The following is a 25,968-nucleotide window of genomic DNA, read 5'->3' as shown; positions in this document are numbered from 1 at the left end:
TCGCGCCCGATGCCGTGGGGCCGGTATCGGTCAGTCGGCGTAGATCCGCTTGCGGAAGGCGAAGAAGACCAGCAGACCCAGGATCGGCACGAGGCCGGCCAGGAGGAAGATGTTGGAGTAGCTGGCGGCCGCTCCGGTGGCGCCGACGACGCTGAAGCCGGAGAACGCCTGGGCGCTCATCAGGCCGCTGAACAGGGCGATGCCGATGGACGGGCTGACGTTCATGACGAGGTCGTTCATGCCCACGCCGCGGCCGGACTCGTCCTGCGAGAGGGTGCCGAGCACGGTGGAGACGACCGGCGAGTACATGAGGCCCTGGCCGGCGTAGTACAGGCAGGCGCACAGGGTGAGCACGATGAAGCCGGAGTTGACGGCAAGACCGGAGGCGATGTAGCCGGCGGCCATGAGCGTGCCGGCGATCGGCAGGACGACGCGGATGCCGAGCTTGCCGACGATGCCGCCCGAGCAGATGCCGAACGCGGCGGCGACGAGGAACGCGAACACGATGTGCATGGACACCTGGGTGGTGGTCATGCCGTACACGCTCGCGCCGATCGCGTTGAACATCGGGGAGATGATGTACTGCGGGAAGTAGAACACGAGGATGAGCGCGATGGCGCACAGCCAGCGGGTGTTCTTGAAGAAGTCGACGGTGATGAACGGCTTGTCGGCCTTGGTGATGTACACGCCGAAGCCGATGAACAGCACCACGGCGAGCGCGAGCATCCACCATGCCATGTAGGAGAAGAACAGGGTGAGGAACGCGGTGGCCAGGCCGAAGATGAGGAAGCCGCGCCAGTCGATCTTCTCGCCGTCGCCCTGGCGGTCGGGCAGGTTCTTGAGCAGCAGCGGCAGGAACACGATGGTGACCGCCGGGATGAGGAACAGGTACTGCCAGGCGATGGAGCTGAGGATGCCGGCGGCGAACACGCCGATGGACGCGGAGATCTGGTAGCCGGCGGTGAACAGGCCGAAGAAGACGACCTTGAGTTCGGGCTTGAGGTACTTGCTGGCCACGACGAGGAACGCGGAGCCGGCGACCTGTTCGCCTGCGGTCTGCAGGACGCGCGCGATGATCACGGTCCACAGGTTGGCCGGGAAGATGAAGTTGGCCACGAAGCCGAAGATGGAGCCGATGAACAGGGTGACGAGGCCCACGACGACGAGCTTCTTGAGGGAGACGAAGTCGCCCAGCGAGCCGTAGATGAAGCACACGATGCCCAGCACGAGGCCGGGGATGGCGGTGATGAGGGACGCCTGGGCGGGGGCGCCGACGTCCTCGCCGACCTGGGCGAAGACGAGGTTGAAGCCCTGGAGGCACAGCGTGCCGAGGATGAAGGTGACGAGCAGCGGGATCAGGGCCTTGACGGCCATCTTGCTGCTGGTTTCGGGGTCCGACCACGGGTTGCGGACGGTTGCGGTGTTCGACATGATTGGTTCCTTCTGCCGTTTGCGGGTGACGCTGTCGGTCCGGCCCGCCGTCGTCTCGGCGACCGAGGACTTCCCTATCCTGCGGGCGCCGTGACGGCGGCGGGCCGGGGTTCGGTCAGCCGGCGTGCTGCGCCAGCGTGGTGATGCGGGTCATGAATTCGTCGAGGAAGCGCGGCACGTCGACGCCGAGCGCGACCTTCATGGTCTTGTGCGGGTCGTTGAGCCGGGTCTCGTCGCCGATGGTGCGGCCGCGGGTGGGGCCGTCGACGTCGACCTTCATGTTGATCGGCAGCAGGCTCACGAGCGTCGGGTCGACGGCGACGCCGACGGCGAGCGGGTCGTGCAGGCCGCAGCCGCCCAGATGCGGCGATGTGGTCTCGTAGGCCTTGATGTAGAAGTCGGCCATGTCGGCGAGGAACGTGCCGGCCTTGGTGCCCAGGTCGCGCCAGCGGGCGGTCTCCTTGTAGGTGAGCAGGGTCTGCAGGGTCACGTCGAGGCCGATCATCGTGGCGGGCGCCCCGGAGCGGAACAGCAGGTCGGCGGCCTCCGGATCCTGCGAGATGTTGGCCTCCATGCACGCGTTGCAGTTGCCGGGGACGGTGAGCGCGCCGCCCATGAGGACGATGTCGCCGATCTCGTCCTTGATCTCGGGGGCCTTCTCGATGGCGGCGGCGATGTTGGTCATCGGGCCGGTGGGCACGTAGACCAGGTCCTTGCCGTAGGTCTTGACCGCGTCGATGATGAAGTCGACGGCGGATTCGCTCTCCGCCTCGCGCGGCGAGTCGGGGATCTCGACGTCGCCGATGCCGTTGTCGCCGTGGATGAACTTGGAGATCTCCAGCACCTCGAAGGAGTCGGTGGTGCGGGAGTGCTCGATGCCCTTGTACACCTTGACCTCCGGGTGGCCCAGGATGTCGGTGACGGCCAGTGCGTTGCGCACGCCCTGCTCGAGCAGCACGTTGCCGTACGTGCCGGTGATGCCGATGAGCTCGACCTCGGGGCTGCCCAGCGCGTACGCGATGGCGAGGGCGTCGTCGACGCCGGTATCGAGATCGAGAATGAGTTTCTTCATGGTTGTGCCCTTTCCTCGTTGATGGCGGTCAGGTCATCTGCGACCGTGATGATATACACCAAAGCTAGTGGTTTAACGTTTTATCATCGGACAATCATCATGATAAAACGTTAAATCAGTGATGTCAAACGGAAGGCGACACGCCGGCGCCAGCGTGTCGCGCCGACGAAACCGAAGCGGGAACGTCATGGGAGGCGGCACGCGCATCGACGGACGGCGGTCCGCCATCGGCACGCCGGGCATCACGCCCATCGGAGCGTCGGAGCGTCGGACCGGCGGGGCGACGGCTGCAGAACGGCGCGGCTATCGCAGCGCCGGACCGGTGGATCCTCGAGGCACGAACACGGTCGGCACGTAGTGCGTGCCTCCCTTGCGCGACTCCTTCGACGCAATCTGGTCGAGCAGCATCGCCACGCCCTGCAACCCCATCGAATCGACCTGCTGGGAGATCACGGAGATGCTCGGCGTCATCAGACGGAACGCGCTGATGTCGTCGAACGATACGAGCGACACGGCACGCCCGATCTCGACGTCGGCGTCATGCAGCAGACCAATCATCGTGATCGCATCCGGCGAATATGCGCAGATGATGGCGCTCACCCCGGCGTCACGCAGACTCGCGAGCGCCTCCTTGCGTGATTCGTAGGTCGAGTCGCATGAGACGACCACGGGGTCGATCGTCCCGTCGGATCCGGCGGCGATCGCCTCGAATGCGGTGCGTCGTTCGTTGACGCTGAACGAGCCGAGCGAGGGATGGGCGACGAAGCCGATGCGGGTGTGCCCCAGTCGCGTCAGGTCGCGGATCGCGGAGAGGATGCCGGGGTACGGGTCGGAGATGACGAACGGCACCGAGTCGACGCCCTGGACGCGGCGGTCGACGAACACCAACGGCAGGTCGCGTGCGATGAGCGACTTCACGCCCGGCGATTCGACGCCCTGCGGCACCACGATGGCGCCGTCGATGCGCTGGCCGAGCAGGTTTTCGATGAATCCGTCCTGGCGCGCCACGTTCTCCCCCGACGTGCCGACCAGTGTGGTGTAGCCGCGGCGATACAGTTCGTCCTCCATGGCCGAGACGAGGTCCGCGAAGTAGGGGTTGCGCAGGTCGGGTACCAGCAGGCCGACGGTGTTCGTCTCGGACGAGCGCATCGACCGGGCGCGACGGTCGGGTACGTAGCCCAGCCGTTCGACCGTGCTGAGGACGTGTTCGCGCGTCTCGTCGGAGAAGCGGCCCTTGCCGTGCAGGATCTGGGAGACGGCCGTGATGGACACGCCGGCCTCGCGGGCCACATCACGTATCGTCACGAACGCCATTCGTCACTCCCTTCCACGCCGGTTCCGGCTCCGTTTCCATTTCACAGGATAGCGGATGGACGTGGCGGCGTTGCGGCACACCGGCAGGAACGCAGGACGGGGCAACCCGCAAGCCGCATGTGACATCCGCTGCGTCGCGATCCGTGCACACCGCCCGATTCTTATACAGCTAGCGACGCAAAGGTCCTCTTCCGCGTCGCAATCCGTACACTTCGGCATCCTTTCATACGGATCGCGACGCGCCCCCGTTTTGCGTCGCAATCCGATATCCGCGTTCCCCGCATACGGATTGCGACGCCACCGGCCTGTTCCGAGTCGTAACCTGTACAAAGAGCCAGATTCCCATACGAATCACGACGAAACACACCCCGTCAGCGTCGCAATCCGCACACCCCGCCCCAGTCCCATACGGCTTGCGACGCGAAGGGCAGCTTCCGCGTCGCAATCTGCATGCCGGGCCGGATACATATACGAGTCCCGTCGCACGGGAATCCGTGCGACGGGACTCTGCAGTCGGAGCCGACGGAGTTCCGTCGACCGATCAGTCGGCGTCGGCCGCCAGCTCGCCGGCGGCGAGTTTCTCCTCGAGCTCGGCGACGATGCGTTCGTGCATCTTCTCGTCGATCTTCACCTTGAACAGGAAGACGAGCAGGCTCAGCACGATGAACCCGAGCGGGACGTACAGGGCGAACATCTTGAACGTGTGGATGTTCGACGCGGTCATGTCCGCGGCGGTGGCGGTGCCGACCATGCCGGCGGCCAGTGCGACGAAGCCCGTGATGGCGTTGGAGAACGCGCCGGCGAGCTTGTCGAGCATCGGGCGCACGGAGAGGATGACCGCCTCGTTGCGCTTGCCGTTCTTGAGCTGGCCGTATTCGATCGAGTCGGTCATCGACAGGATCGCGGTCATCTGGATGAACGTGGCGGGCAGGTAGAACAGGACGAGCGCGACGACCACGACCGGCAGGCTGGACGCGCCCACCGACAGCAGCAGGTAGGCGGCGATCATGAAGCCGAGGCCGCCCAGGTACAGCCAGCGGCGCGGGATGCGCCGGTTGAGCGCCGGGTAGAGCGGCGTGGTGAGCAGTCCGATGACCAGCGAGATGACGCCGGTGATGGAGAACGCGTCCGGCAGGCCGAGCACGAACTTGAACAGATAGAACATGACGCCGGTGGTGGCGACGTTCGCGACCGCGTACAGCAGGTAGCTGAGCGCCACCCACAGCAGCTGGTCGTTCTGCGCGATGGCCTTGAACGCCTGCAGCGGGCCGCCGCTCTTGTCGGTCTTGGACCGCAGCGCGCTCTGGTCCTCCTTGGTGCCGAACACGACGGACCATGCGGTCAGGATGCCCAGCATCGCGACGATGATGCCGAACGCGGTCCATCCGGTCTGGGTCTGCACGCCGCCGGAGAACGAGAAGAACGCGACGATCGGCACGACGACCACGGTGATGCCGTTGTAGCCGATCGATCCGGTGAACGAACCGAGGGCCGTGTACAGGCTGCGCTCGTGCGAATCGGACGAGATGGCCGGGATCATGCCCCAGTAGGAGATGTCGCGGATGGAGTAGAACACGTCGAGCACGATGAACGTGACGACGAACAGCACGATGAACCAGGTCTGGTTGACGTTGACCAGGCCGAACAGGCCGGTGAAGATCACGACGATGAGCAGCGCGGACACGAGGCCGCCGACGAACTGCCACGGGCGGAAGCGGCCGAACCGGGTGTTGGTGTTGTCGATGAGGTTGCCGATCAGCGGGTCGAGGAAGATCTCGGCGATGCGGATGCCCGAGATCAGCGACGTGATGACGGCGATGAGGCGGGTCGCCACGGCCTGGTCGACGCCGGCGAACAGCGTGCTGGTCACGTAGACCATGAAGTAGGTGCTGAGGGCGTTGTAGAACGCGGCCTGGCCGAGATTGCCGAACGCGTAGGCGACGCGCTGCACCAGACGGTCCCGTTTCGCCTTGCCGGACAGCGGATCGGCCGGGGCGTCGACCGCCTCCCAGACGGTTCTGGCCGCGGAGACGACCTTGACGCGCGGCGTGGTCCCGGCGTCGCCGTCGACATCGGGACGAAGGTCGGATTGCGACTCCGATTCGTGTGGATTGGCCATGATTCTTCTCCTTAGAAGCATATCCGGTGGAATCCTCTCCGATTCCATGAGTGGAGTGTACAGTGTAACTTCGTTTTAGTAAAATTATTAACTGATATCCATTACCCAGCGGCGTGTCGAAACGCCGCAAAACACCACCAGAAACCCACAGACAACACACCCGGAATGCGAGGAGAAGAACACCCAAGCCCCCGAAGGACACAGCGCGGAGCACCTATCTCAACCACAACCACACTCAGGTCTCTCACCCCAGAAAGCCCGTACGCGGCGCGCGCGATTTGCATCCCCAACCACAAGGTATTACTTTGTTAAGTAAAGAGTTTTACCTATACCGATAACACTCTGACATCACCAGCATTACAACGACGTACGGCAAGGAGTTCACCAATGTCCGCTTCCACAGCCTCGACCCCGACCGAAATATCCGACATCCCGATTTTGCGTTCGCCCGCGGCTTCGACCTCGTGGCTGGCCGATCCGACCGTCTACGCGGTCAATCGCCTTCCGGCTCATTCCGATCATCGGTTCTTCGATCACGCGCCGGCGCCCGAGGAGACGATGACGCTGCGCCAGAGTCTCGACGGGGAATGGCGCATCGCCGTCGTCAGCGCCCCGACGGAGGGATTCCCGCTGGACGGTGGGAAGGCAGGTTCCGATACCGTGGCTCCGGCATTCGTCGAAGCCGGATTCGACGACTCCGGCTTTTCATCCATCCCCGTCCCCTCCACGTGGGAGACCGCGGGACTGCTGCGGCCGCAGTATGTGAACATCCAGTATCCGTGGGATGGCCACGAAGCCGTCGAGCAGCCGGGCGTCCCCGAACTCAATCACGTCGGGGTCTACCGTCGCCGGTTCGCCCCGTCCGCCGAAACGCGCCGCGCCATCGACGAGGGCCGCCGCGTCACGCTCACCTTCCACGGAGCCGCCACTGCGATCTACGTATGGCTCAACGGAAGCTTCATCGGCTATGCCGAGGATTCCTTCACCCCCAGCGAGTTCGACGTGACCGACGCGCTGCGCCCCGACGGCAACGTCCTGGCCGTCGCCTGCTATGAGCATGCGAGCGCCTCGTGGCTGGAGGATCAGGATTTCTGGCGTCTGCACGGCCTGTTCCGGTCGGTGGAGTTGACGGCGTATCCGTCGGTGCATGTCGAGGATCTGCATGTGGTCGCCGATTACGAGCATCTGGACGGGTCCGGCGTGCTGTCGGTGGATGCGTCGGTGCGCAACGTGCGGGATGCGGCGTCGTTACGTGCGACGCTGGCGGGTCCGGATGGGGCGACGCTGTGGCAGTGGGTGTATGGAATCGATGAGATCGCGTCCGAATCGCAGGATGGGAATGGGCTGACGCCGGTGTCGTTCTCGGCGCCGGTGGGCGTGGTGCTGCCGTGGAGCGCCGAGTCGCCGTCCCTGTATACGTTGACGCTCACACTGGAGTCGTCCGACAAGCGGGTGCTTGAGGTGGTGCCTCAGCGTATCGGCTTCCGACGGTTCGTGATCGAAGGCGGCATCATGCGGCTCAACGGCCGTCGTATCGTGTTCCGGGGCGCGAACCGTCATGAGTTCGACTCCCGTCTGGGACGTGCGATCGGCGAGCGGGAGATCCGGGAGGATCTGGTGGCGTGCAAGCGCAACAACATCAATGCGGTGCGCACGTCGCATTATCCGAACCAGTCGCGCTTCTACGAGCTGTGCGACGAGCTGGGCCTGTATGTGATCGACGAGACGAACATCGAGACGCATGGCAGCTGGTGCACGCCGGGCGATGTGCCGACGCCCGAGTGCGCGGTTCCGGGCAGCCGCCCCGAGTGGGAGGGCGCGTGCGTGGACCGTCTGGCATCGATGGTCGGCCGTGACCGGAACCATCCGTGCGTGCTGCTGTGGTCGTTGGGCAACGAGTCGCATGCGGGTGACGTGTTCCGGGCGATGTACCGGTTCGCGCATGCGGCCGATCCGACGCGGCCGGTGCATTACGAGGGCATGACGTGGGATCGCGCCTATGAGGATGTGTCGGATGTGGAGACGCGCATGTATGCGAAGCCCGCCGACGTGGAGGCATATCTCAAGGCCGATCCGAAGAAGCCGTATATTTCGTGTGAGTACATGCATGCGATGGGCAATTCGGTGGGAGGCCTGCACCTGTACACCGAGTTGGAGCGGTATCCGCATTACCAGGGTGGCTTCATCTGGGATCTCATCGATCAGGCGCTGGTGCAGCGGATGGACGACGGCTCGGAGCGGCTCACATACGGCGGCGACTGGGACGACCGCCCGTCGGATTACGAGTTCTCCGGCAACGGTCTGCTGTTCGCGGACCATACGCCGACGCCCAAGATGCAGGAGGTGAAGCGCCTGTACGCGCCGGTGACAGTCGTTCCCGATGAATCCGGCGTGGAGATCCGCAACGGCAATCTGTTCGTTTCGACGGCGGACGACGTGTTCGAGGCCCGGATGCTGGTCGGCGGCGAGGAGCGCTGGAGCGCGAGGTACGGGTTCGATGTGCCGGCCGGGTGCACGGGCCGTTTCCCGGTCGCGTTCCCCTCGACTGATGACGTCGCGCTCGCGTCCGATGCGGGCGCCGACGGCCGTGTCGAGGTGACGTACGAGGTTCGTCAGCTGCTGGCCGAGGCGACCGCATGGGCGCCGGCCGGTCATGAGCTGGCGTTCGGCCAGCATACGGTCGTGGTCGACGCGCCGGCCGGAATCGCGAAGCCGACCGCGTCCGCAGCCGATGGAACGGTGACCGTGGGCCGTTGGAACGTGGGTGTGCGTCATGCGGACACCGAGGTCGTGTTCTCGCATACGCAGGGCGGCGTTGTGTCGTTCGTGCGCGGCGGCCGCGAGATGGTCGTCCGCCGACCGTCGATCACCTGCTTCCGCCCGCTCACCGACAACGACCGCGGCAACGGCTCCGGGTTCGACAGGGCGCGCTGGATGCCGGCGGGGCGCTATGCGAAGGTCGTCGACCATGCCATCGAGGCGGACGGAACCCGCGCGGTCGCCCGGTACACGTACGAGCTGGCCGAGCCGGGACGCACGCGTGTGGAGGTGCGCTATGAGGCGCAGGCGTCCACCGGCGACGTGCGCATGACCGTCTCGTATCCGGGTGCCCAGGACGCGCCGTCGCTCCCCGCGTTCGGCATCGAATGGATGCTGCCGAAGCGGTATGACCATCTGCGCTTCTATGGCCTCGGCCCCGAGGAGACGTATGCGGACCGTCTGCACGGCGGACGGCTGGGCGTGTTCGAACGCACGGCGTCGCAGGACTGCGCCCCGTATCTGGTGCCGCAGGAGACCGGCAACCATGAGGGCGTGCGTTGGGCCGAGGTCACGGATGCGAACGGCCACGGCATGCGCATCGAGGCCGCGGCCGGGACCGGAGCCGCGTTCAGCGCGAGCCTGCTGCCGTACAGTTCGCTGATGCTGGAGGAGGCGACGCACGCGGACGAGCTGCCGCCGGTCCGGCACACGTTCCTGCGTCTGCTGGCCGCGCAGATGGGCGTCGGCGGCGACGATTCGTGGGGTGCGCCGGTGCACGACCCGTATCTGATGCCCGCATCCCATCCGTATGAGCTCGACGTGACGCTGCGTCTTATCTGACACGCGTAGGACCCACTGAGTCTCCGGAGTTCCTGCACAGTGCGGGGCGTATGAGGATCTCATACGCCCCGCACTTCTTTGTGTATATCGGCGCCGACCGGATCGGGATTCCCGGCGCACGCCGTCCGTCAGTGAGCCGGGACGAAGCTGCCGCGCACGGTCATCGACGTGGAGATGAGCAGATGATGGCGCACGCGCCGACGTTCGGCGATCGATTCGGCGAGCATCGTGATCGCGGACGCCGCCAGGTCGTCCAGGTCGATCGCGAACGTCGTCAGCGGCGGTGACGTGTAGCGGGCGATCGTCTGGTCGTTGATGCTGACCAGCGCCATGTCGTGCGGCACGAGCACGCCCGCGGCGGCGCACGCCTGCAGCGCGCCCACCGCGATCGGGTCGGCGGCGACGATGACGGCGTCCGGCAGGTCGTCGGCGTGGTCGGCCAGCATCCGGGCGGCCATGTCGCGCCCGTTGTCGACGGTGAACGGTCCCTCGGCGTAGACGAGGCCGTCGCAGTCGACGCCGAGACGGGCGCTCCATTCACGGAACGCGAGCAGACGCGGATCCTCCTGCCGGCGGTACTGTCCCATCGTCTCCCCGGTGCCGCCGATGAATCCGATGCGGCGCATGCCGGCCGCCGTCAGCGAGTCGAGCGCGTCCAGAATCGTCTGCGACAGATCCGGACGAACCGAGTCGAACAGGTTCGGGGCCGGGTTGATGTCGACGAACACGCCGTTGGGCAGCAGCTCGTGCAGACGCTTCAGATCATCAAATGAGGGCGCTTCGGGTCCGGTGGCGATGAACCCGTCGTACTCCCCCGCCTCGGCGATCATGTCGTCGACTCCGGAGCAGGCGACCAGTTCCATGTTCTGCGCCTTGGCGTGGCGTTCGAGCGTCTCGCGCAGTTGGTCGAAGTACGCGTCCTGAAGTTCCTCGACCGGCGTGAAGTCGTCGAGCACCGCCACCTTACGCGGCAGCGCGAGCCGGCGCGCACCCGCCGCATATCCCAGTTCCTCGCTCGCCTCGATGATGCGGCGGCGCGTGGCTTCCCGGACCGACAGCGTCGGGTCGCCGTTGAGCAGCCTCGACACCGTGGCCTGCGAATATCCCGATTTCTGGGCTATCTCACGAATCGTGACCATGACGTCCCCTCAAGCGGATGGTAAATTCTGTTACTGAAATCAGTGTAACGTGCCATGAGGCCGCCGCGGCCGCCCGACGCACGGTATCCCCTCGATGGCACAATAAGGCGCATGAGTGAAATGAGCGCCATCAGCGAAACGCAGTCCACCATCTCCACCGACTCCACCGTCCCCGTCGACTCCGAGCAGTCCGCCCCGCACGCCTTCTCCGAGCGCGCGCTGGGCACGCCGCTGGGTGCGGCTCCGGTCCGCGTGCTGTTCCTCGGCGCGGGCGAACTGGGCAAGGAGGTCGCGATCGAGCTCATGCGTCTGGGCGCGTGGGTGTGCGCCGCCGACTCGTATGCGGGCGCGCCCGCCCAGCAGGTCGCGCATGAGGCGCGCGTCCTCGACATGGCCGACCCGGTCGCGCTGCGCGCCCTGTTCGATGAGGTCCGTCCCGACATCATCGTGCCGGAGGTCGAGGCGATCGCCACGTCCGAACTGGCCGCGGCGGCCGCGTCCGGCGCGCAGGTCGTGCCCAGCGCCGGCATCGCGGCGATCTGCATGGACCGCGAGCGCCTGCGCGTCATCGCGCATGAGGAGCTGGGCCTGCCGACCACGCCGTACCGGTTCGCGGGTTCGTTGGAGGAGCTGCGTGCGGGCGCTGCCGAGGTGGGGTATCCGTGTGTGGTCAAGCCGGTGATGAGCTCGTCCGGTCATGGCCAGTCGGTGGTGCGTTCCGCGGATGCGATCGATGCGGCGTGGACGGAGGCGCAGACGGGTCGTCGTGCGGCCGGCGAGGGCGACGTGTCGCGCGTGATCGTGGAGGCGCTGGCGCCGTTGGATTATGAGCTGACGGTGCTGACGGTCTCGTCGAGCGCCGGCATCGTGACGTGCGCTCCGATCGGGCAGCGTCAGGAGTCGGGCGACTACCGTGAGTCGTGGCAGCCGGCGGCGGCGAGCGACGGCGTGCTGGCGGAGGCCGGTCGCATCGCGCGTGCGGCGGTCGAGGGTCTGGTCGCGAAGGCGAGTGCGGCCGGCGAGCGCGGCTGGGGCGTGTTCGGCGTGGAATTGTTCGTGCTGACGGACGGTTCGGTGCTGTTCAACGAGGTGTCGCCGCGTCCGCATGATACGGGCATGGTGACGATGGCGTCGCAGCGTCTGAGCGAGTTCGCGCTGCATGCGCGCGCGATCCTGGGTCTGCCGGTTGCGGAGGGTCATGTGGCGTCGGAGCTGCCGGCGGGCCGTGTGGCGGCGAGCCATGCGATCGTCGTGGCGGGCGACGGCGAGGCGGTGTTCTCGGGTGTGGGCCGCGCGCTGGCCGATCCGGATGCGGATCTGCGCATCTTCGCCAAGCCGCAGGTGCATGGCCATCGTCGTATGGCGGTCGCGTTGGCGGTCGGCGACAGCGAGGCGGATGCGCGCGCGAGGGCCGGCCGTGTGGCCGATGCGCTCGATATCGTCGTGCGCTGACGCCGACTGACGTCCGGATGCCGTCGGTTGACGTCCGACCGGCGTCCGGCTGACGTTTCGCCGTCGTCCGTTAACGGGGGCGTCGTGCGCCGATCGCGGCGTACGACGCCCCGTTGCCGTCCGACGGGGCCGGCGGCATGGTTGTAGCCCCGGATTGCTACTCTTTGAGGGTTAGTTCAGCTCAATTCTCCCCCTAAATCTGGAAGGCGATAATGGAGAAACTGGAAAAGCTCTACGAGGGCAAGGCCAAGAAACTGTACGCAACCGACGACTCCGACATCCTGTGGGTCGACTACATGAATCAGGCCACCGCCGGCAACGGCGCCAAGAAGGCCCAGATCGAGGGCAAGGGCAATCTGAACAACCACATCACCTCCGTGATCTTCGACCTGCTCAAGGCGCGCGGCGTGGACAGCCACTTCGTCAAGCGCCTGTCCGACACCGAGCAGCTGGTGCGCAAGATGGACATGTTCCCGCTGGAGATCATCATGCGCAACACCGCCGCCGGCTCCTTCGCGAAGCGCTACGGCGTCGAGGAGGGCACCGACCTGAAGAAGCCGATCCTCGAGTTCTGCTACAAGTCGGACGATCTGGGCGACCCGTTCATCAACGACGACGGCATCGTGGCCCTCGGCCTCGCCACCGAGGAGGAGCTGGCGGAGATCTCCCGTCAGGCCCGCGCCGTCAACGCCGCGCTCGTCGACATCTTCTCCAAGATCGACGTCAAGCTCGTCGACTTCAAGATCGAGGAGGGCAAGACCTCCGACGGCCGCATCCTGCTCGCCGACGAGATCACGCCGGACACCTGCCGCCTGTGGGACCTCAAGGACAAGAGCGGCAAAATCGAGCATCTCGACAAGGACCTGTTCCGCCGCGACCTGGGCGACATCATCCCCGCCTACGAGGAGATCTACGCCCGTCTGACCGCCCTGGCCGAGGCCGAGGGCGTCGAGCGCGCCGAGTAGCGAACGCCACGGCTCCCTTTTACCGAAAGGGAGCCGTATTCGTCTTTGCGCGCCACCCGCGCAGGACCACTCAGACTTCAACTACTTCAACAGCAACAGAAAAGGATCCCCATGGTTTTTCGCGTGTATGTGGAGAAGAAGCCCGGATTCGACGTCGAGGCGCAGCAGCTGTGCGCCGAGCTCAGGACCATCCTGGGCGTCGACGCGCTGACCGGCGTGCGCGTCGTCAACCGCTATGACGTGGAGGGCATCGGCGAGGAGCTGTTCGCCCAGGCCGTGCCGACCGTGTTCAGCGAGCCGCAGGTCGACGACGTCGCCTACGACATGCCCGACTTCGGCGAGGCGACCGTGTTCGCCACCGAGTTCCTGCCCGGCCAGTTCGACCAGCGCGCCGATTCGGCCAGCGAATGCATCCAGCTGATCTCCCAGGGCGAGCGTCCCACCGTGCGCTCCGCGAAGGTGTACGCGCTCGAGGGCGCCCTGTCCGCCGAGGACGTGGCCGCCATCCGCAAGTACGTCATCAACCCGGTCGAAGCCCGCGAGGCGGGTCTGGAGGCCAAGGACACGCTCAAGGCGCAGGTGCCCACGCCCGGCAAGGTCGAGGTCATCGACGGCTTCACCGGCATGGACGCCGAGGCGGGACGCGCCTTCATCGCCGAGCGTGGCCTCGCGATGGATCTGGCCGACCTGGAGTTCTGCCAGCGCTACTTCGAGCAGGAGGGCCGCCAGCCCACGATCACCGAGATCAAGGTGATCGACACCTACTGGTCGGACCACTGCCGCCACACCACGTTCGGCACGCAGCTCGACGAGATCGCCATCGACGACGCGACCGTGAAGGCCGCGTTCGAACGCTACCTCGAGATGCGCCACGAGCTGGGCCGCGACGCCAAGCCCGTGTGCCTCATGGACATGGGCACGATCGGCGCCAAGTGGCTCAAGAAGAACGGCATCCTGAAGAACCTCGACGAATCCGAGGAGATCAACGCCTGCACCGTCAAGGTGAAGGTCGACGTGAACGGCGAGGACCAGGACTGGCTGTTCCTGTTCAAGAACGAGACCCACAACCATCCGACCGAGATCGAGCCGTTCGGCGGCGCCGCCACCTGCATCGGCGGCTGCATCCGCGACCCCCTGTCGGGCCGTTCCTACGTGTATCAGGCGATGCGCGTGACCGGCGCGGCCGATCCGACCGTCCCGGTGTCGCAGACGATGGAGGGCAAGCTGCCGCAGCGCAAGCTCGTCACCACCGCCGCGGCCGGCTATTCGTCGTACGGCAACCAGATCGGTCTGGCCACCGGCCAGGTCGACGAGATCTACCATCCGGGCTACGTCGCCAAGCGCATGGAGGTGGGCGCGGTCGTGGCCGCCACCCCGGCCGACCATGTGCGCCGCGAGACGCCGGCCCCGGGCGACCGCATCATCCTGCTGGGCGGCCGTACCGGCCGTGACGGCATCGGCGGCGCGACCGGCTCGTCCAAGGCGCACAACGTCGAATCGCTCGAACTGGACGGCGCCGAGGTGCAGAAGGGCAACGCGCCCGTCGAGCGCAAGCTGCAGCGCCTCTTCCGCCGCGGCGACGCGTGCCGTCTGATCAAGCGCTGCAACGACTTCGGCGCGGGCGGCGTGTCCGTGGCAGTCGGCGAGCTGGCCGACGGCCTGTTCGTGGACCTCAATGCCGTGCCGAAGAAGTACGAGGGTCTGGACGGCACCGAGCTGGCGATCTCCGAATCGCAGGAGCGCATGGCCGTGGACGTGGCCGCCGAGGACGTGGACGAGTTCCTGGGCTACGCGCGCGAGGAGAACCTCGAGGCGGTCGTCATCGCCGAGGTGACCGAGGATCCGCGCATGGTGATGACGTGGAACGGCGACCGCATCGTCGACCTGTCCCGCGAGTTCCTGTCGTCCAACGGCGCCGCCAAGCATCAGGTCGCGCACGTCGAAGCGCAGGGCGCGTACACGACGCCGTGGAACGAGGGCACGCTGGCCGAGCGCATGAACGCGATGGTCACCGACATCAACGTCGCCTCGAACAAGGGCCTGTCGGAGCGCTTCGACTCGACCATCGGCGCGGGCACCGTGCTCATGCCGTTCGGCGGCCGCCGCCAGCTCACCCCCAACCTCGCGATGGTGGCCAAGCTGCCGGTGTTCGGCGAGACCCGGACCGCCTCCGCGATGGCGTGGGGCTTCAACCCGTACATCATGAGCGCGAACCAGTTCACCGGCGCGTACCTGTCGGTCGTGGAGTCGCTCGCCAAGCTCGTCGCCTCCGGCTTCGAGCACGAGAAGGCGTATCTGAGCTTCCAGGAGTACTTCGAGAAGCTGCGCGACGAGCCGACCCGCTGGGGCAAGCCGCTGGCCGCTGTGCTCGGCGCGCTCATGGCGCAGGTCGACCTGGGCGCCGGCGCGATCGGCGGCAAGGACTCCATGTCCGGCTCGTTCGAGGACCTCGACGTGCCGCCGACGCTGATCTCCTTCGCCGTGGCCGTGGGCGACATGCGCCGCGCCACCTCCCCCGAGTTCAAGGGCGCCGGCCATCGCATCGTGCGCATCGCGCCGCGCTATCTGGCCGACGGCCTCACCCCGGACAAGGATGCGCTGCTCGAGGCGTTCTCCGTCGTCGAGGCGCTCACCGAATTCCATGACGCGCTGGCCGTGTCCACGCCGGGCTACGGTGCGACCGCCGAATCCCTGTTCAAGATGACGCTGGGCAACCGCATCGGCGTGAAGCTCGACGAGTCCATCGCCGTGGACGACCTGTTCGCGCCCGCGTACGGCTCGTTCATCGTGGAGCTGGCGGATGACGCGAAGATCCCGGCCGTGTCCAACCTCGTCGAGGTGGGCGAGATCGGTGTGACGACCGACGAATACGCGTTCGCGGCCGCCGGCGAAACGCTCGACCTGGACGCCGTGCAGGAGGCGTGGGAGTCCGGCATCGAATCCGTGTTCCCGTACCGCTCCAAGGGCGCCGAAAAGCACGCGACCGTCGAGACCGTGTCCTTCGAGGCTCCGAAGAAGACCGTGTACACGGGCGCCGGCGTCGCCAAGCCGCACGTCGTCATCCCGGTGTTCCCCGGCAACAACTGCGAGTATGATTCGGCCGCCGCGTTCGAGCGCGCCGGCGCGGACGTGACCACGCTGATCGTCAACAACCTGACGCCGGCCGCGGTCGCCGAGTCAACGCAGGCGCTGGCCGACGAGATCCGCCGCAGCCAGATCGTCATGATCCCGGGCGGCTTCTCCGGCGGCGACGAGCCGGACGGTTCCGCGAAGTTCATCACCGCGTTCTTCCGCTCCCCCGCCGTCACCGACGCGGTGCGCGACCTGCTCAACAACCGCGACGGTCTGATGCTGGGCATCTGCAACGGCTTCCAGGCGCTCATCAAGCTGGGTCTGGTGCCGTACGGCGACATCGTGCCGATGACCGCCGAATGCCCGACGCTGACGTTCAACACGATCGGCCGCCACCAGAGCCGTCTGGTGCGCACGCGCGTCGCGTCGAACCTGTCCCCGTGGCTGTCGCGCACCACCGTGGGCGACGTGCACACCGTGGCCATCAGCCACGGCGAGGGCCGCTTCGTCGCCTCCGACGACGTGCTCGCCCAGCTCAAGGCCAACGGCCAGATCGCCACGCAGTACGTGGACGAGGCGGGCGTGCCCGGCATGGATCTGGACGTCAACCCGAACGGCTCGCTGCTCGCCATCGAGGGCATCACCAGCCCCGACGGCCGCGTGTTCGGCAAGATGGGCCATTCGGAGCGTTCCGGCAACGGCCTGTACGTGAACGTCCCCGGCGACAAGTACCAGCCGCTCTTCGAGGCCGGCGTCGAGTACTTCGCCGCCTGACCTTGACCGAGTAGGCCAGTAGCCGTCACATCGGAGCGCAAAGGCGCCCGTTCCCCGCTGGGATCATCGATCCGGCAGGGAACGGGCGCCTTCGTCATACGCATCATCTGTCCGGCGTCGAGACGCCGGTGATTCGTCATCCGGGCGGAACCTAGGACCAGCGATATGATGCGGGGTCGTCGTCTTCCCGACCGCAATGGGTTCCGGAAGACGACGACCCCGTTTCGTATCAGGTCCGGATGGAGGCCCTCCGTCCGTCACTTCTTGTAGAACTCCGGATCGGACAGATTCAGCCCCTGGAAGCTCTTCTGCAGGCTGAGCGCGCACGGTTTGAACGACGCGTAGGTCATGCCGCCCGAGACGACGCCGCCGACGACGGGCACCGCCTTGGACACGCCCTTGGCGAAGATCTCCTTGGTCATGCGCACGCCGACCACCTGAGCCACCTTCTTGACGATCGGGTAGATGGTTCCCTTGGTGAGGGCCTTCCTCATCAACGCCTTGGCGGCATGCTGCTCGGCCGCCTTGGCGATCGCACCCACCGTCGCGACTGCACTTTGCACGCCGAACATCACGCCGAGGAACACCATGATCTCGTTCATCGTCGCATCGTCGATCTCGTCCTCATTGAGTTCAAAATCATCGAAGCCGTAGAGATAGGCGAGCTTCTGCATCACTCTCAGCATCGCGCCGAAGTACTGGGCGATGTCCGCCGGAACCGTCGCGGCCATGGCTATTCCGCCGGGCATGCCGGCCGCGAACGAAATCATCGACACCTTGTTGGTCTCGTAGTCGATGATCTGCTGGGCGATGGCGTCGATCCGGTCGCGTCCGATGCCCGCCTTGGCGGGGTTGCCCTTGATGGCGGCGTCGATGACATCGTCCTTGTAGTATTTGCGCAATTCCTTGCGCAGGAATCCACCGCGGTCCACCTGGACCATCGGCAGGCGCATGGTCTGGCGGACCACCATCGCCGTATCGAAGTTCTCGGCGGCGCCCTTGACCGAGCCGATTGCGTCGCCGCCCGCCTTGCCGACGGCGCGACCCGCCTCACCGAGGCCATCGACCGCGGCCTTGCCCGCGCCCTCCAGTGCCGCGGCGGCTCCCTTCGCAGCTTGGTTCATCCCATTGGAGGCCTGCTTCGCAAGCGCTCCGAGACCATCGAACATACCCACGATGGCTCTCCTCTCATCTTCTCCTTGACGTCTTCTCCGCGATGCCGCCCGGGAAAACACACCCATCCAAACCGGCATCCACCGCCGTATCGTACCATCCGGATGAAACCGCCGGCCGTCGGCAGAGAAGACCATCAGGAAACCTGTCGTCACGGTTCACGTTCGAACTCATCACCGGAGCCTTCTACGGCATGGCCAGCGAATCGTTCTCACACCTCGTCCGCGAGGCATATCCGGCCGGCGACGCCCACTGACCGCAAGGCGACCGAAACCCAAACGAACACAACGCCTTGCCTTCCCCTCCGATCTCCAGGTCACCCATCAGTACCGGATAGCATTTGCTCAGATACGATTTAGTCAAGTATGATTGAGTAAATCGTACTTGACTAAATCACATCCGAGTAAAAGCACCAGGATGGAAGGCGGCAATCATGTTCATCGGGCGAGATCGCGAGCTCAAGGCGCTCGAGACGATGCACGAATCGGACCGGTTCGAGTTCGCCGTCATCTACGGGCGGCGACGGGTCGGCAAGACCGCGCTCATCAACCGGTTCATCGAAGGCCGCAAGGCCATCTACTTCATGGGCGTGGAAAGCAACGCCAAGCAAAATCTGGAGAACCTGAGCCAGAGCATTCTGGAAGGCCTCGATTCCTCGGGCGACGGCCCGACCGCGAACGCCACGTTCGATTCCTTCCAGACCGCATTGGAGCATGTCTTCCAACGGTCCAGAGACGAGCGGATCGTGCTCGCCATCGATGAATACCCGTACGTCGCACGCACCTCGGCGAGTCTGGCGTCCACGCTGCAGATGCTCATCGATCGGTACAAGGATGAGTCGAAGCTCATGCTCATCCTGTGCGGCTCGTCCATGTCCTATATGGAGGACGAGGTGCTGGCCTACAAATCCCCGTTGTACGGCCGTCGTACGGCGCAGATGCGCATCGAACCGTTCGATTTCGCCACGACCTGCCGGTATTTCAGCCGTTTCTCCGACGAGGACAAGGCGGTGGCCTATGGCATCGTCGGTGGCACGCCGCAATATCTGCTGCAGTTCGACGACCGGCTCGGCATCGAGGCCAATCTCAAACGGACGCTCCTCAACCCCGCGTCGGCACTGTTCGAAGAGCCCGAGAGTCTGCTCAAACAGGAGGTGCGCGAACCGGCGATCTACAATGCGATCATCACAGCCATCGCCACGGGGGCGTCGCGGCTTTCGGAGATCGCCGTGAAGATCGGCGAACCGACCAGCGTCTGCTCCGGATATCTCAAGAACCTGCTGGAACTGGGGCTGATCCGCAGGGAATCCCCCTACGGCGAGAAGCAGTCGCGCAAGTCGCTGTACGCCATCGACGACAATCTGTTCCGGTTCTGGTACCGCTTCATACCGCGCAACAGCTCCGTCATCGCGCGCGGCGCGCAGGACCTCGCATGGCGGCGCATCGAACCGCAGCTGAACGAATACATGGGACACGTGTTCGAGGACATCTGCATCCAATACCTGTGGAGCATGCTGCTCAACGGCGACTGCCCAGTGGATTTCAAAGACCTAGGCCGCTGGTGGGGCAACGATCAGACGCTACGTTCCCAAACCGAAATCGACATCATGGGAGAGCAGGACGCCGACACCGCGCTGTTCGGCGAATGCAAATGGACATCCGAGCCGGTCGATGTCGGCGTACTGGATCTGCTCGACCATCGCAGCCGCCTGTTCCGGTACACCCATACGCGACTGTATCTGTTCTCGCGCAGCGGATTCACCACGGGATGCGTCGAGAAAGCCGCCCGCATGGGCAACGTGGAACTCGTCTCCTACGACGACATCCTGTGCTACCACGAGACGCACTGAACACAAGGAAGACCGCGCATCCACCGTGGATGCGCGGTCTTCCTTCATCTCGCTTTGGGCAGCACGCCCGCTTACAGGCCCATTTCGGCCTTGAGTCGGGCGAGCTCGTCGTCCACGGACGGCGAATCGGCGCCCTTGAGGTACTTGTCGGCCAGTTCGTCGGCGCTGGACGCGGCCTCGTTGAGCGTCGCCTTCGCCTCGGCTGCGTCGAGCATGCGGTCGGCCTTGGCCTCCATGCGGTCGAACGCCTCCATCGACGAGCGGGCGCGGTCGCCGCCGGACGTGACCGCGTTGACGTGCTCCTGCGCCTTGGCGGCGGCGACCTTCGCCTTGATGGCGCTGCGGCGCGCCTCCAGCCCACCGATGTCGCTCACCAGCTTGTCGTGCAGCTGACGCATCTTCGTCGCGTTCGCCTCGGCCAGCTCGTAGGCGGTCGCCAGGCTTTCGCGCGTCTGCTCGTACTGCTGCTTCTTGGCGAGCAGTTCGCGCGCGTCCGTCTCGTTGCCGGCGGTCAGCGCGGCGCGCGCCGCCTTGCCATAGCGGGCGATCGTCTCGTCGCATTCGTCGAGACGCCGCTTCGCGCCGCGCGCGTCGGCCATGACGCCGGCGGTTTCGGTCTTGACCTCGGCCAGGTCCTCGCGCAGGTCGAGCAGCATCTGATCGACCATCTTCGCCGGGTCCTCGCACCGGTCGAGGATCGCGTTGATGTTGCTGCGCATAATGTCGCCGAATCGTTGGAGGATGCCCATGATTGCCTGCTTTCTTTCGTTGGTGGTTGGGTTGCCGATGATTGGTTGCCGATGATTGGGTTGCGGATGCTCGGGTGGCGTCCGAATCGGCCGCACCGACGGAATGGGGCATCGCGGCCGACCGGCGAGGCCTGCTAGGTGCGCTTCGCCGCCGACGCGTCCTCGTATTTCGCCAGCGTCGGATCGGCCGCGTCGAGCGGCGTGTTGAGGATGCGTTCGGTTTCGGCGGCCTTCTCCCGGTCGCGCCGGTGCTTCTCCTTGACGAGCAGCACCACGACGACGCCCGTGCCGATGACCAGCACGGCGACGACGCCGACCATCGCCACGTCGGCGCCGGTCGTGGAGCGCTGCATGATGCGGTCGGCGGTCTTGTCGAAGATCGTGACCATCATGTCGTCGGTGGACAGGTCAGAGTACCAGTACTCGTCCACGTACGCCCAGAAGACCTCAACGGCCTGCGAATCCATGACGCCGCCGATCTGCTTGCCGTTGACCAGCGCCATGTAGCCGACGTCGTTGTCCGTGTCCTCCTCCGCGAAGTACATGAACAGCAGCGTGCCTTCGTCGTCGATGTTGTCGTCGTACCATTGCTCGGCGTATTCGCGTTTCGCGTCGTCGTCGGTCAGCGTCGCGTCGTAGGCGCGCAGGACGACGTACGGCTGCACGCCGGTCGCATCGTAGAACGATTTCAATCGCCGTTCCGTCTTCGTAACGTTGTCGAACCAGCCGAGCTCGTCCTCGATGCAGTCGTTGCGGAACGCGACGCCGGTGGTCGCCTTCTCCCGGTTGACGTCGTTGGCCGGGGCGCCGGACGTGCCGGACGGGGATGCGATCGCGAACGTCATCAGGGCGACGAGCATCGTGACGACGGCGACCGCGACCGCCCAGGCGACGTAGTTCGTCCGGCGCGGCGCACGCGGCGCGGCCGGCGCGGACTGCCGTCGCGGCGGTTCGGCCGGCGGCGGCGCGAATCCCGGATTGCCGCCGGACGATCGGCTCAGCGCCTTCCAGATCAGGATGTTGGTGAGGATGTCCGATGACGACGGTCGCCGTCTACGCGGAGGCGGCGGTCCGAACGGGCCACCGGGCGCGGGCGGACCGCCGAACGGTCCGGGCCCGCCATGACCGCCCGGGCCTCCCGGACCGGCCGGGCCGCCGCGTCGGCTACGGGACGGACCGCCGCCGGCGAATCCGCCGCCAAAGCCGCCGAAACCGCCGGATCCACCGAATCCGCCGTTGAATCCGCCACCGGAACCTGCCCGATGTCCGCCGCCTCCCGCACGACCGCCGACCACGCGGTGACCGCTGGAGGACCGTCCGCCGCCATGTCCGCTGGACGAACGGCCGCCTCCCCCACTGCCTTGGCCTGCCCTGCCCATGCGCATTCCTTTCCTAGACGGACGAATACGCCCCATCCTATCGGAGCCGCCACGGCCACTCGCCCGCCTCCCCCGTTCCCTCACATCCGTTCGCTCCGAGCGTCGCCGACCGCACTCATCCCCTACCGATAACGACGCAAACCGGACCGGCAGCGTCGCTTTCCGCATACAGACGGTCCGCCATGGACGGATTGCGACGCAAACCGGACCTGCAGCGTCGCTTTCCGTGAACAAATGGTCCATCATGTACGGACAGCGACGCGAAGCCGGGCGCCGGCGGCCCGGTTCACGACAGGTGACGAGTCAGGAAATCGGCCGCGCGGGACAATGCGGCCTCACGGTCGGTGCCGTACAGGCCATGATCGAGCCCGTCGTAGAGCACCGCCGTGCAATCCGGCATCGCATCCGCGTATCGCAGCGACGCGGCCGCATCGACCACGGCATCGTACGCGCCGTGGATGGCGAGCGCCGGATGGTCGAATCGTGCCGTCGTCTCGTAGATGGGCAGGGCCTGGGCGATGCGGAAGTAGTGGCCGCCGACGACGTGGCCGTCGACGTCGACGCGCGGCGGGATGTGGCGCGGGTCGTAGGCGACGCCCATGCAGGTTCCGGCGACCGCGTCGTCCTTGAGGGTGGCTGCGGGGGCGAGCAGGACGAGCGCGTCCACGATGTCCGGGTAGAGTCCGGCGAGCATGCCGGCGACGACGCCGCCCTGGGAGTGGCCGACGAGTCCGATGGATGTGAATTCCGGTCGTTCCCGGATGGTTTCGAGGACTTGGATGGCGTCGTTGAGTTCGTTGAGGACGTTCATGGCGGTGAAGTCGCCGTCGCTGGAGCCGTGTCCGTTGAAGTCGAATCGGACGACGGCGACGCCGGATTCGGTGAGGCTGCGGGTCAGCTGTGTGTAGGGGGTGTCGGGGCCGGCGCCCATGTCGCCGGTGAATCCGTGCATCAGGATGACCACGGGATGGCGGTCGGGCGCGGTTCCGGCCGCCGCGGCGTCGGGTGCCCGGCCGGCGTCGGCATGCGGCGTCTCCGGCAGGTCGATGCGGCCGCGCAGGGTCAGTCCGTCCCGTTCGAATGTCAGTTCCATATGGCCTCCTCGCCATGGTGCGGTATTGCGTTCCGTCCTACGATACCGCGCCGCGGCCGTCCTCCGCCCATATGAGGACGGCGATGCGACGGAGTCCGCGATGCGACCGTGCGCGCCGTCAGCGGCCGGGCGGGCTCGGCGTCGCGGCGGCGCAGGATGAGCCGTTCCGTCTCCAATCGGGGCGTGCTTCCCGTCATCGTCCGGCCCGCGGCGACGCCCTGCGGGGCCTGGAGTCGTTCCGGCGTGGATTCCGGCTGCGGTGCTCCCGATTCGGCCGGCGCCGTCGGTCCCGCATCGGCGGCATCGTCGCCCGTCACGTCCGCGACGGGAACCGACGCCTCTTCGACGGCGGGATTCCAGCCTCCGGTCGCAAACGCCTGTGTCTTCATCCCTCTACGTCACATCGCCTTCGGCATGGCCCCGACGTGACGGCGACGGGACCCGGCGGCCGTCGACCGAAACGATACGCCGGTTGCATCGTCCCAGGATGGCCGGCCTAGGATGGTGACGTTCGGGCGAAGCGGAACGCGGACAGGATCGGAGGCGACGGCATGACGCATGTGGAGCACGGGTTCGGACCGGTGTGGGATGGCGAATCCCGGATTCTGGTGCTGGGGTCGATGCCGAGTCCGAAGTCACGCGACGTGGCGTTCTACTACATGCATCCGCGCAACCGGTTCTGGCCGTTGATGGCCGCGATATTCGAGGACGATCCGGGCGAGACGCCGCAGTCGCGCTGCGCGTTCGCGCTACGCCATCATGTGGCGTTGTGGGATGTCGTCGCATCGTGCGACATCGTCGGCGCAAGCGACGCGAGCATCCGCAACGTCGAAGCGAACGATCCGGAGCCGCTGCTCCGGCATGCGCCGATCGTCCGCATCGTCACGACCGGAGCGAAGGCGGCGCAATTGTATCGGCGTCTGATCGAACCGCGGCTGACGGAGGCCGGCATCACGGTGCCGATGACGCAGCTGCCGTCCACCAGTCCGGCGAACGCCGCGATGTCCTTCGACCGGCTGCTCGACGCCTACCGTCCGGCGTTCCGGTCGGCCGCATCCGGCGAGTGACACGTCAGTCGGAGTCGCAATCCGCGCAATCGTCGATCCTCCCATACGAACAACGACGCGGAACGGGCCGACGGAGTCGCTACCTGCATGTCGGACCCTCATCGCATACGAACGGCGACGCAACACGGGCCGGCAGCGTCGCAATCCGTACGCGCACGGTACATCATGTACCGTTTGCGACGCAAGACGGGCCGACAGCGTCGCAATCTGCATACCGCCGTCATGCCACGCGGGCCGCGCCACGCGCACACGGGTGCGCGACGGCGGCGCAGACGGTATTGTGAGCGATAACAATCCAACGACGGCAACAGAAAGGCAACGAAGCACATGCAGTACCGCAACGTGGGCAAATCCGGGCTCAAGGTCAGCGAGATCGCACTCGGCAGCTGGATGACCGACCTCACCGGCACCGAACAGGAGGACGTCGCCCGGCAGACCGTCCGCACCGCCTACGAGCACGGCGTCAACTTCTTCGACTGCGCGGACGCCTACTCCGGCGGCGCCGCCGAACGGTTCCTCGGCGACACGCTCGCCCAGTACCCGCGCCACGAGCTCGTCCTGTCCAGCAAGGTCTACTTCCCCACCGGTCCCGGCGCCAACGACCGCGGCCTGTCGCGCAAGCACATCGTCGAAAGCATCGACCGCACGCTGCGGAACATGCGCACCGACTACATCGACCTGTACTACTGCCACCGCTTCGACGAGACCTGCGACCTGACCGAGACGCTGCGAGCGCTCAGCGACCTCGTCACCCAAGGCAAGATCCTCTACTACGGCGTCTCCGAGGAATGGGGCGGCGCCCGGCTCGAGGAGTCGCAGCGCATCATCGAACGCTACGGCCTGCATCCGATGACCGTCATCCAGCCCCAGTACAACATGGTCGACCGCTACATCGAACACGAGATCATGGGCGTGTGCCGCAAGTACGGCATCGGCATCACCACGTTCTCCCCGCTCGCCCAGGGCCTGCTCACCGGCAAATACCGCAAGGGCGAGCCGCTGCCCGCCGGATCGCGCGCCACCTGGCAGGCCGACCGCCAGATCAACGCCCTCCTGACCGACGACAACCTCGACAAGGTCGAACGCCTGTCCGCCATCGCCGACGAGCTCGGCGTGAGCATGGCCGTCCTGGCGCTCGCGTGGATCCTGCAGCATCGCGAGATCAGCTGCGTGATCGTCGGCGCGAGCCGCCCGTCCCAGCTGGAGTCGAATCTCGCCGCCGCCGGTTTCGAGATCCCCGCCGACGCGATGGCGCGCATCGAGGACATCCTCGGTTTCACCCGCTTCGAGCGGCACGTCGGCTGACCGGTCGACTTCCGTTGACGGCCGGTCAGGCACCCCAGTCGGCGTCACCGGCCGCCTCGGCCGCGGCGACGGCCTCGTCGTGCTCGCCGGCGGCGCGGCGCAGCACGTCGTCGTAGCCGGCGAGCGCCGCGAACGGCATGAACTGGGCGGCGCGGTTGGCGATCGGCATGCGCGGGCGGCGCTTGGGGTCGGGGTGGGGCAGGTCAATGATGTCGTCGTAGCGGTGGGTGGCGTGCAGTCCGGCCGGTTCCGGCGGGCGGCCGGCCGCGTCGCCGATGCCGGCCGTCGCCTTGGGCGCATCGCCCGGCGAGCCTTCGCCGGTCGGGCGATCCGCGCCGGCCATCCCATCCGCATCGGCCGGATGGGCCGTGCGCCCGATGGCGTCCGCATCGGGGCCGGCGCCCGCCCGTCCCGC

17 protein-coding genes are annotated in these 25,968 nt (G+C 66.3%); 7 read left to right on the top strand and 10 right to left on the bottom strand.

The annotated features are described in order from the left end of the window. Positions 1-30: 30 nt before the first annotated feature. From D2E24_RS02735 to D2E24_RS02720, 4 genes are all read right to left on the bottom strand, one after another. Positions 31-1,431: an MFS transporter gene (locus D2E24_RS02735; RefSeq protein WP_125967797.1), complete on the bottom strand. Its 1,401-nt coding sequence runs from the start codon at positions 1,429-1,431 to the stop codon at positions 31-33. A 115-nt stretch (positions 1,432-1,546) separates the two neighbouring features. Beyond that, on the bottom strand, positions 1,547-2,503 hold the full coding sequence (locus tag D2E24_RS02730) for a nucleoside hydrolase (RefSeq protein ID WP_125967796.1): 957 nt from the start codon (positions 2,501-2,503) through the stop codon (positions 1,547-1,549). A 303-nt stretch (positions 2,504-2,806) separates the two neighbouring features. After that, positions 2,807-3,817: a LacI family DNA-binding transcriptional regulator gene (locus tag D2E24_RS02725; RefSeq protein ID WP_125967795.1), complete on the bottom strand. Its 1,011-nt coding sequence runs from the start codon at positions 3,815-3,817 to the stop codon at positions 2,807-2,809. Between the two features lie 541 nt (positions 3,818-4,358). Next, on the bottom strand, positions 4,359-5,936 hold the full coding sequence (locus tag D2E24_RS02720) for a glycoside-pentoside-hexuronide (GPH):cation symporter (protein WP_125967794.1): 1,578 nt from the start codon (positions 5,934-5,936) through the stop codon (positions 4,359-4,361). A gap of 387 nt (positions 5,937-6,323) precedes the next feature. Between D2E24_RS02720 and lacZ the strand changes: the two genes are divergently transcribed. After that, positions 6,324-9,536 carry a beta-galactosidase, LacZ type gene (gene lacZ, locus D2E24_RS02715; protein WP_125967793.1) on the top strand — a complete coding sequence of 1,071 codons (3,213 nt, stop codon included), beginning with the start codon at positions 6,324-6,326 and terminating at the stop codon, positions 9,534-9,536. Positions 9,537-9,664: 128 nt separating this feature from the next. Here lacZ and D2E24_RS02710 read toward each other — a convergent pair whose 3' ends face one another. Then, positions 9,665-10,675, bottom strand: coding sequence for a LacI family DNA-binding transcriptional regulator (locus D2E24_RS02710; protein WP_125967792.1), 1,011 nt, complete (start codon positions 10,673-10,675; stop codon positions 9,665-9,667). 111 nt (positions 10,676-10,786) lie between these two features. Here D2E24_RS02710 and purT point away from each other — a divergent pair, with 111 nt between their 5' ends. The 3 genes from purT (at position 10,787) to D2E24_RS02695 (ending at position 16,938) form a co-directional block, all read left to right on the top strand. Next, positions 10,787-12,127, top strand: a complete 1,341-nt coding sequence (purT, locus tag D2E24_RS02705; RefSeq protein ID WP_241222820.1) for a formate-dependent phosphoribosylglycinamide formyltransferase — start codon at positions 10,787-10,789, stop codon at positions 12,125-12,127. A gap of 212 nt (positions 12,128-12,339) precedes the next feature. Then, entirely contained in the window at positions 12,340-13,092 is a 753-nt protein-coding gene (purC, locus tag D2E24_RS02700; protein WP_125967791.1) for a phosphoribosylaminoimidazolesuccinocarboxamide synthase, read from the top strand. Between the two features lie 111 nt (positions 13,093-13,203). Next, the gene (locus tag D2E24_RS02695) at positions 13,204-16,938 is read left to right on the top strand and encodes a phosphoribosylformylglycinamidine synthase (RefSeq protein WP_125967790.1); all 3,735 of its coding nucleotides are present in this window, start codon (positions 13,204-13,206) and stop codon (positions 16,936-16,938) included. 257 nt (positions 16,939-17,195) lie between these two features. Here the strand turns inward: D2E24_RS02695 and D2E24_RS02690 are convergent, their stop codons facing one another. Beyond that, positions 17,196-18,266 (bottom strand): EcsC family protein, encoded by a 1,071-nt coding sequence (locus D2E24_RS02690; RefSeq protein ID WP_206430910.1) that lies wholly within the window; start codon positions 18,264-18,266, stop codon positions 17,196-17,198. 278 nt (positions 18,267-18,544) lie between these two features. Between D2E24_RS02690 and D2E24_RS02680 the strand changes: the two genes are divergently transcribed. Further along, complete coding sequence (locus D2E24_RS02680) at positions 18,545-19,960, top strand: ATP-binding protein (RefSeq protein WP_125967787.1); 1,416 nt, start codon at positions 18,545-18,547, stop codon at positions 19,958-19,960. Positions 19,961-20,031: 71 nt separating this feature from the next. Here D2E24_RS02680 and D2E24_RS02675 read toward each other — a convergent pair whose 3' ends face one another. The 3 genes from D2E24_RS02675 to D2E24_RS02665 form a co-directional block, all read right to left on the bottom strand. Continuing rightward, positions 20,032-20,709, bottom strand: a complete 678-nt coding sequence (locus D2E24_RS02675) for a PspA/IM30 family protein (protein WP_125967786.1) — start codon at positions 20,707-20,709, stop codon at positions 20,032-20,034. 134 nt (positions 20,710-20,843) lie between these two features. After that, positions 20,844-21,554: a hypothetical protein gene (locus tag D2E24_RS02670; protein WP_125967785.1), complete on the bottom strand. Its 711-nt coding sequence runs from the start codon at positions 21,552-21,554 to the stop codon at positions 20,844-20,846. 820 nt (positions 21,555-22,374) lie between these two features. Beyond that, complete coding sequence (locus tag D2E24_RS02665) at positions 22,375-23,283, bottom strand: alpha/beta hydrolase family protein (protein WP_338142200.1); 909 nt, start codon at positions 23,281-23,283, stop codon at positions 22,375-22,377. 449 nt (positions 23,284-23,732) lie between these two features. Between D2E24_RS02665 and D2E24_RS02660 the strand changes: the two genes are divergently transcribed. After that, positions 23,733-24,248, top strand: a complete 516-nt coding sequence (locus tag D2E24_RS02660) for a DNA-deoxyinosine glycosylase (protein WP_125967783.1) — start codon at positions 23,733-23,735, stop codon at positions 24,246-24,248. 327 nt (positions 24,249-24,575) lie between these two features. Then, complete coding sequence (locus D2E24_RS02655) at positions 24,576-25,553, top strand: aldo/keto reductase family protein (RefSeq protein ID WP_125967782.1); 978 nt, start codon at positions 24,576-24,578, stop codon at positions 25,551-25,553. A 25-nt stretch (positions 25,554-25,578) separates the two neighbouring features. On the opposite strand, the gene D2E24_RS02650 is transcribed toward D2E24_RS02655, so the two are convergent. After that, positions 25,579-25,791 carry a hypothetical protein gene (locus tag D2E24_RS02650; RefSeq protein ID WP_125967823.1) on the bottom strand — a complete coding sequence of 71 codons (213 nt, stop codon included), beginning with the start codon at positions 25,789-25,791 and terminating at the stop codon, positions 25,579-25,581. Positions 25,792-25,968 lie beyond the last annotated feature (177 nt).

Origin of the sequence: Bifidobacterium samirii, from assembly GCF_003952945.1 — a bacterium.
Classification (GTDB): Bacteria; Actinomycetota; Actinomycetes; order Actinomycetales; family Bifidobacteriaceae; genus Bifidobacterium; species Bifidobacterium samirii.
Note: the sequence above shows the minus strand (reverse complement) of the source record. Positions and strands in the feature narration are given on the sequence as shown.

Excerpts from the sequence above, each read along its gene's own strand:
- D2E24_RS02735 (WP_125967797.1), bottom strand. The coding sequence starts at position 1,431 with ATGTCGAACACCGCAACCGTCCGCAACCCGTGGTCGGACCCCGAAACC.
- D2E24_RS02730 (WP_125967796.1), bottom strand. The coding sequence starts at position 2,503 with ATGAAGAAACTCATTCTCGATCTCGATACCGGCGTCGACGACGCCCTC.
- D2E24_RS02725 (WP_125967795.1), bottom strand. The coding sequence starts at position 3,817 with ATGGCGTTCGTGACGATACGTGATGTGGCCCGCGAGGCCGGCGTGTCC.
- D2E24_RS02720 (WP_125967794.1), bottom strand. The coding sequence starts at position 5,936 with ATGGCCAATCCACACGAATCGGAGTCGCAATCCGACCTTCGTCCCGAT.
- lacZ (WP_125967793.1), top strand. The coding sequence starts at position 6,324 with ATGTCCGCTTCCACAGCCTCGACCCCGACCGAAATATCCGACATCCCG.
- D2E24_RS02710 (WP_125967792.1), bottom strand. The coding sequence starts at position 10,675 with ATGGTCACGATTCGTGAGATAGCCCAGAAATCGGGATATTCGCAGGCC.
- purT (WP_241222820.1), top strand. The coding sequence starts at position 10,787 with ATGAGTGAAATGAGCGCCATCAGCGAAACGCAGTCCACCATCTCCACC.
- purC (WP_125967791.1), top strand. The coding sequence starts at position 12,340 with ATGGAGAAACTGGAAAAGCTCTACGAGGGCAAGGCCAAGAAACTGTAC.
- D2E24_RS02695 (WP_125967790.1), top strand. The coding sequence starts at position 13,204 with ATGGTTTTTCGCGTGTATGTGGAGAAGAAGCCCGGATTCGACGTCGAG.
- D2E24_RS02680 (WP_125967787.1), top strand. The coding sequence starts at position 18,545 with ATGTTCATCGGGCGAGATCGCGAGCTCAAGGCGCTCGAGACGATGCAC.
- D2E24_RS02675 (WP_125967786.1), bottom strand. The coding sequence starts at position 20,709 with ATGGGCATCCTCCAACGATTCGGCGACATTATGCGCAGCAACATCAAC.
- D2E24_RS02670 (WP_125967785.1), bottom strand. The coding sequence starts at position 21,554 with ATGACGTTCGCGATCGCATCCCCGTCCGGCACGTCCGGCGCCCCGGCC.
- D2E24_RS02660 (WP_125967783.1), top strand. The coding sequence starts at position 23,733 with ATGACGCATGTGGAGCACGGGTTCGGACCGGTGTGGGATGGCGAATCC.
- D2E24_RS02655 (WP_125967782.1), top strand. The coding sequence starts at position 24,576 with ATGCAGTACCGCAACGTGGGCAAATCCGGGCTCAAGGTCAGCGAGATC.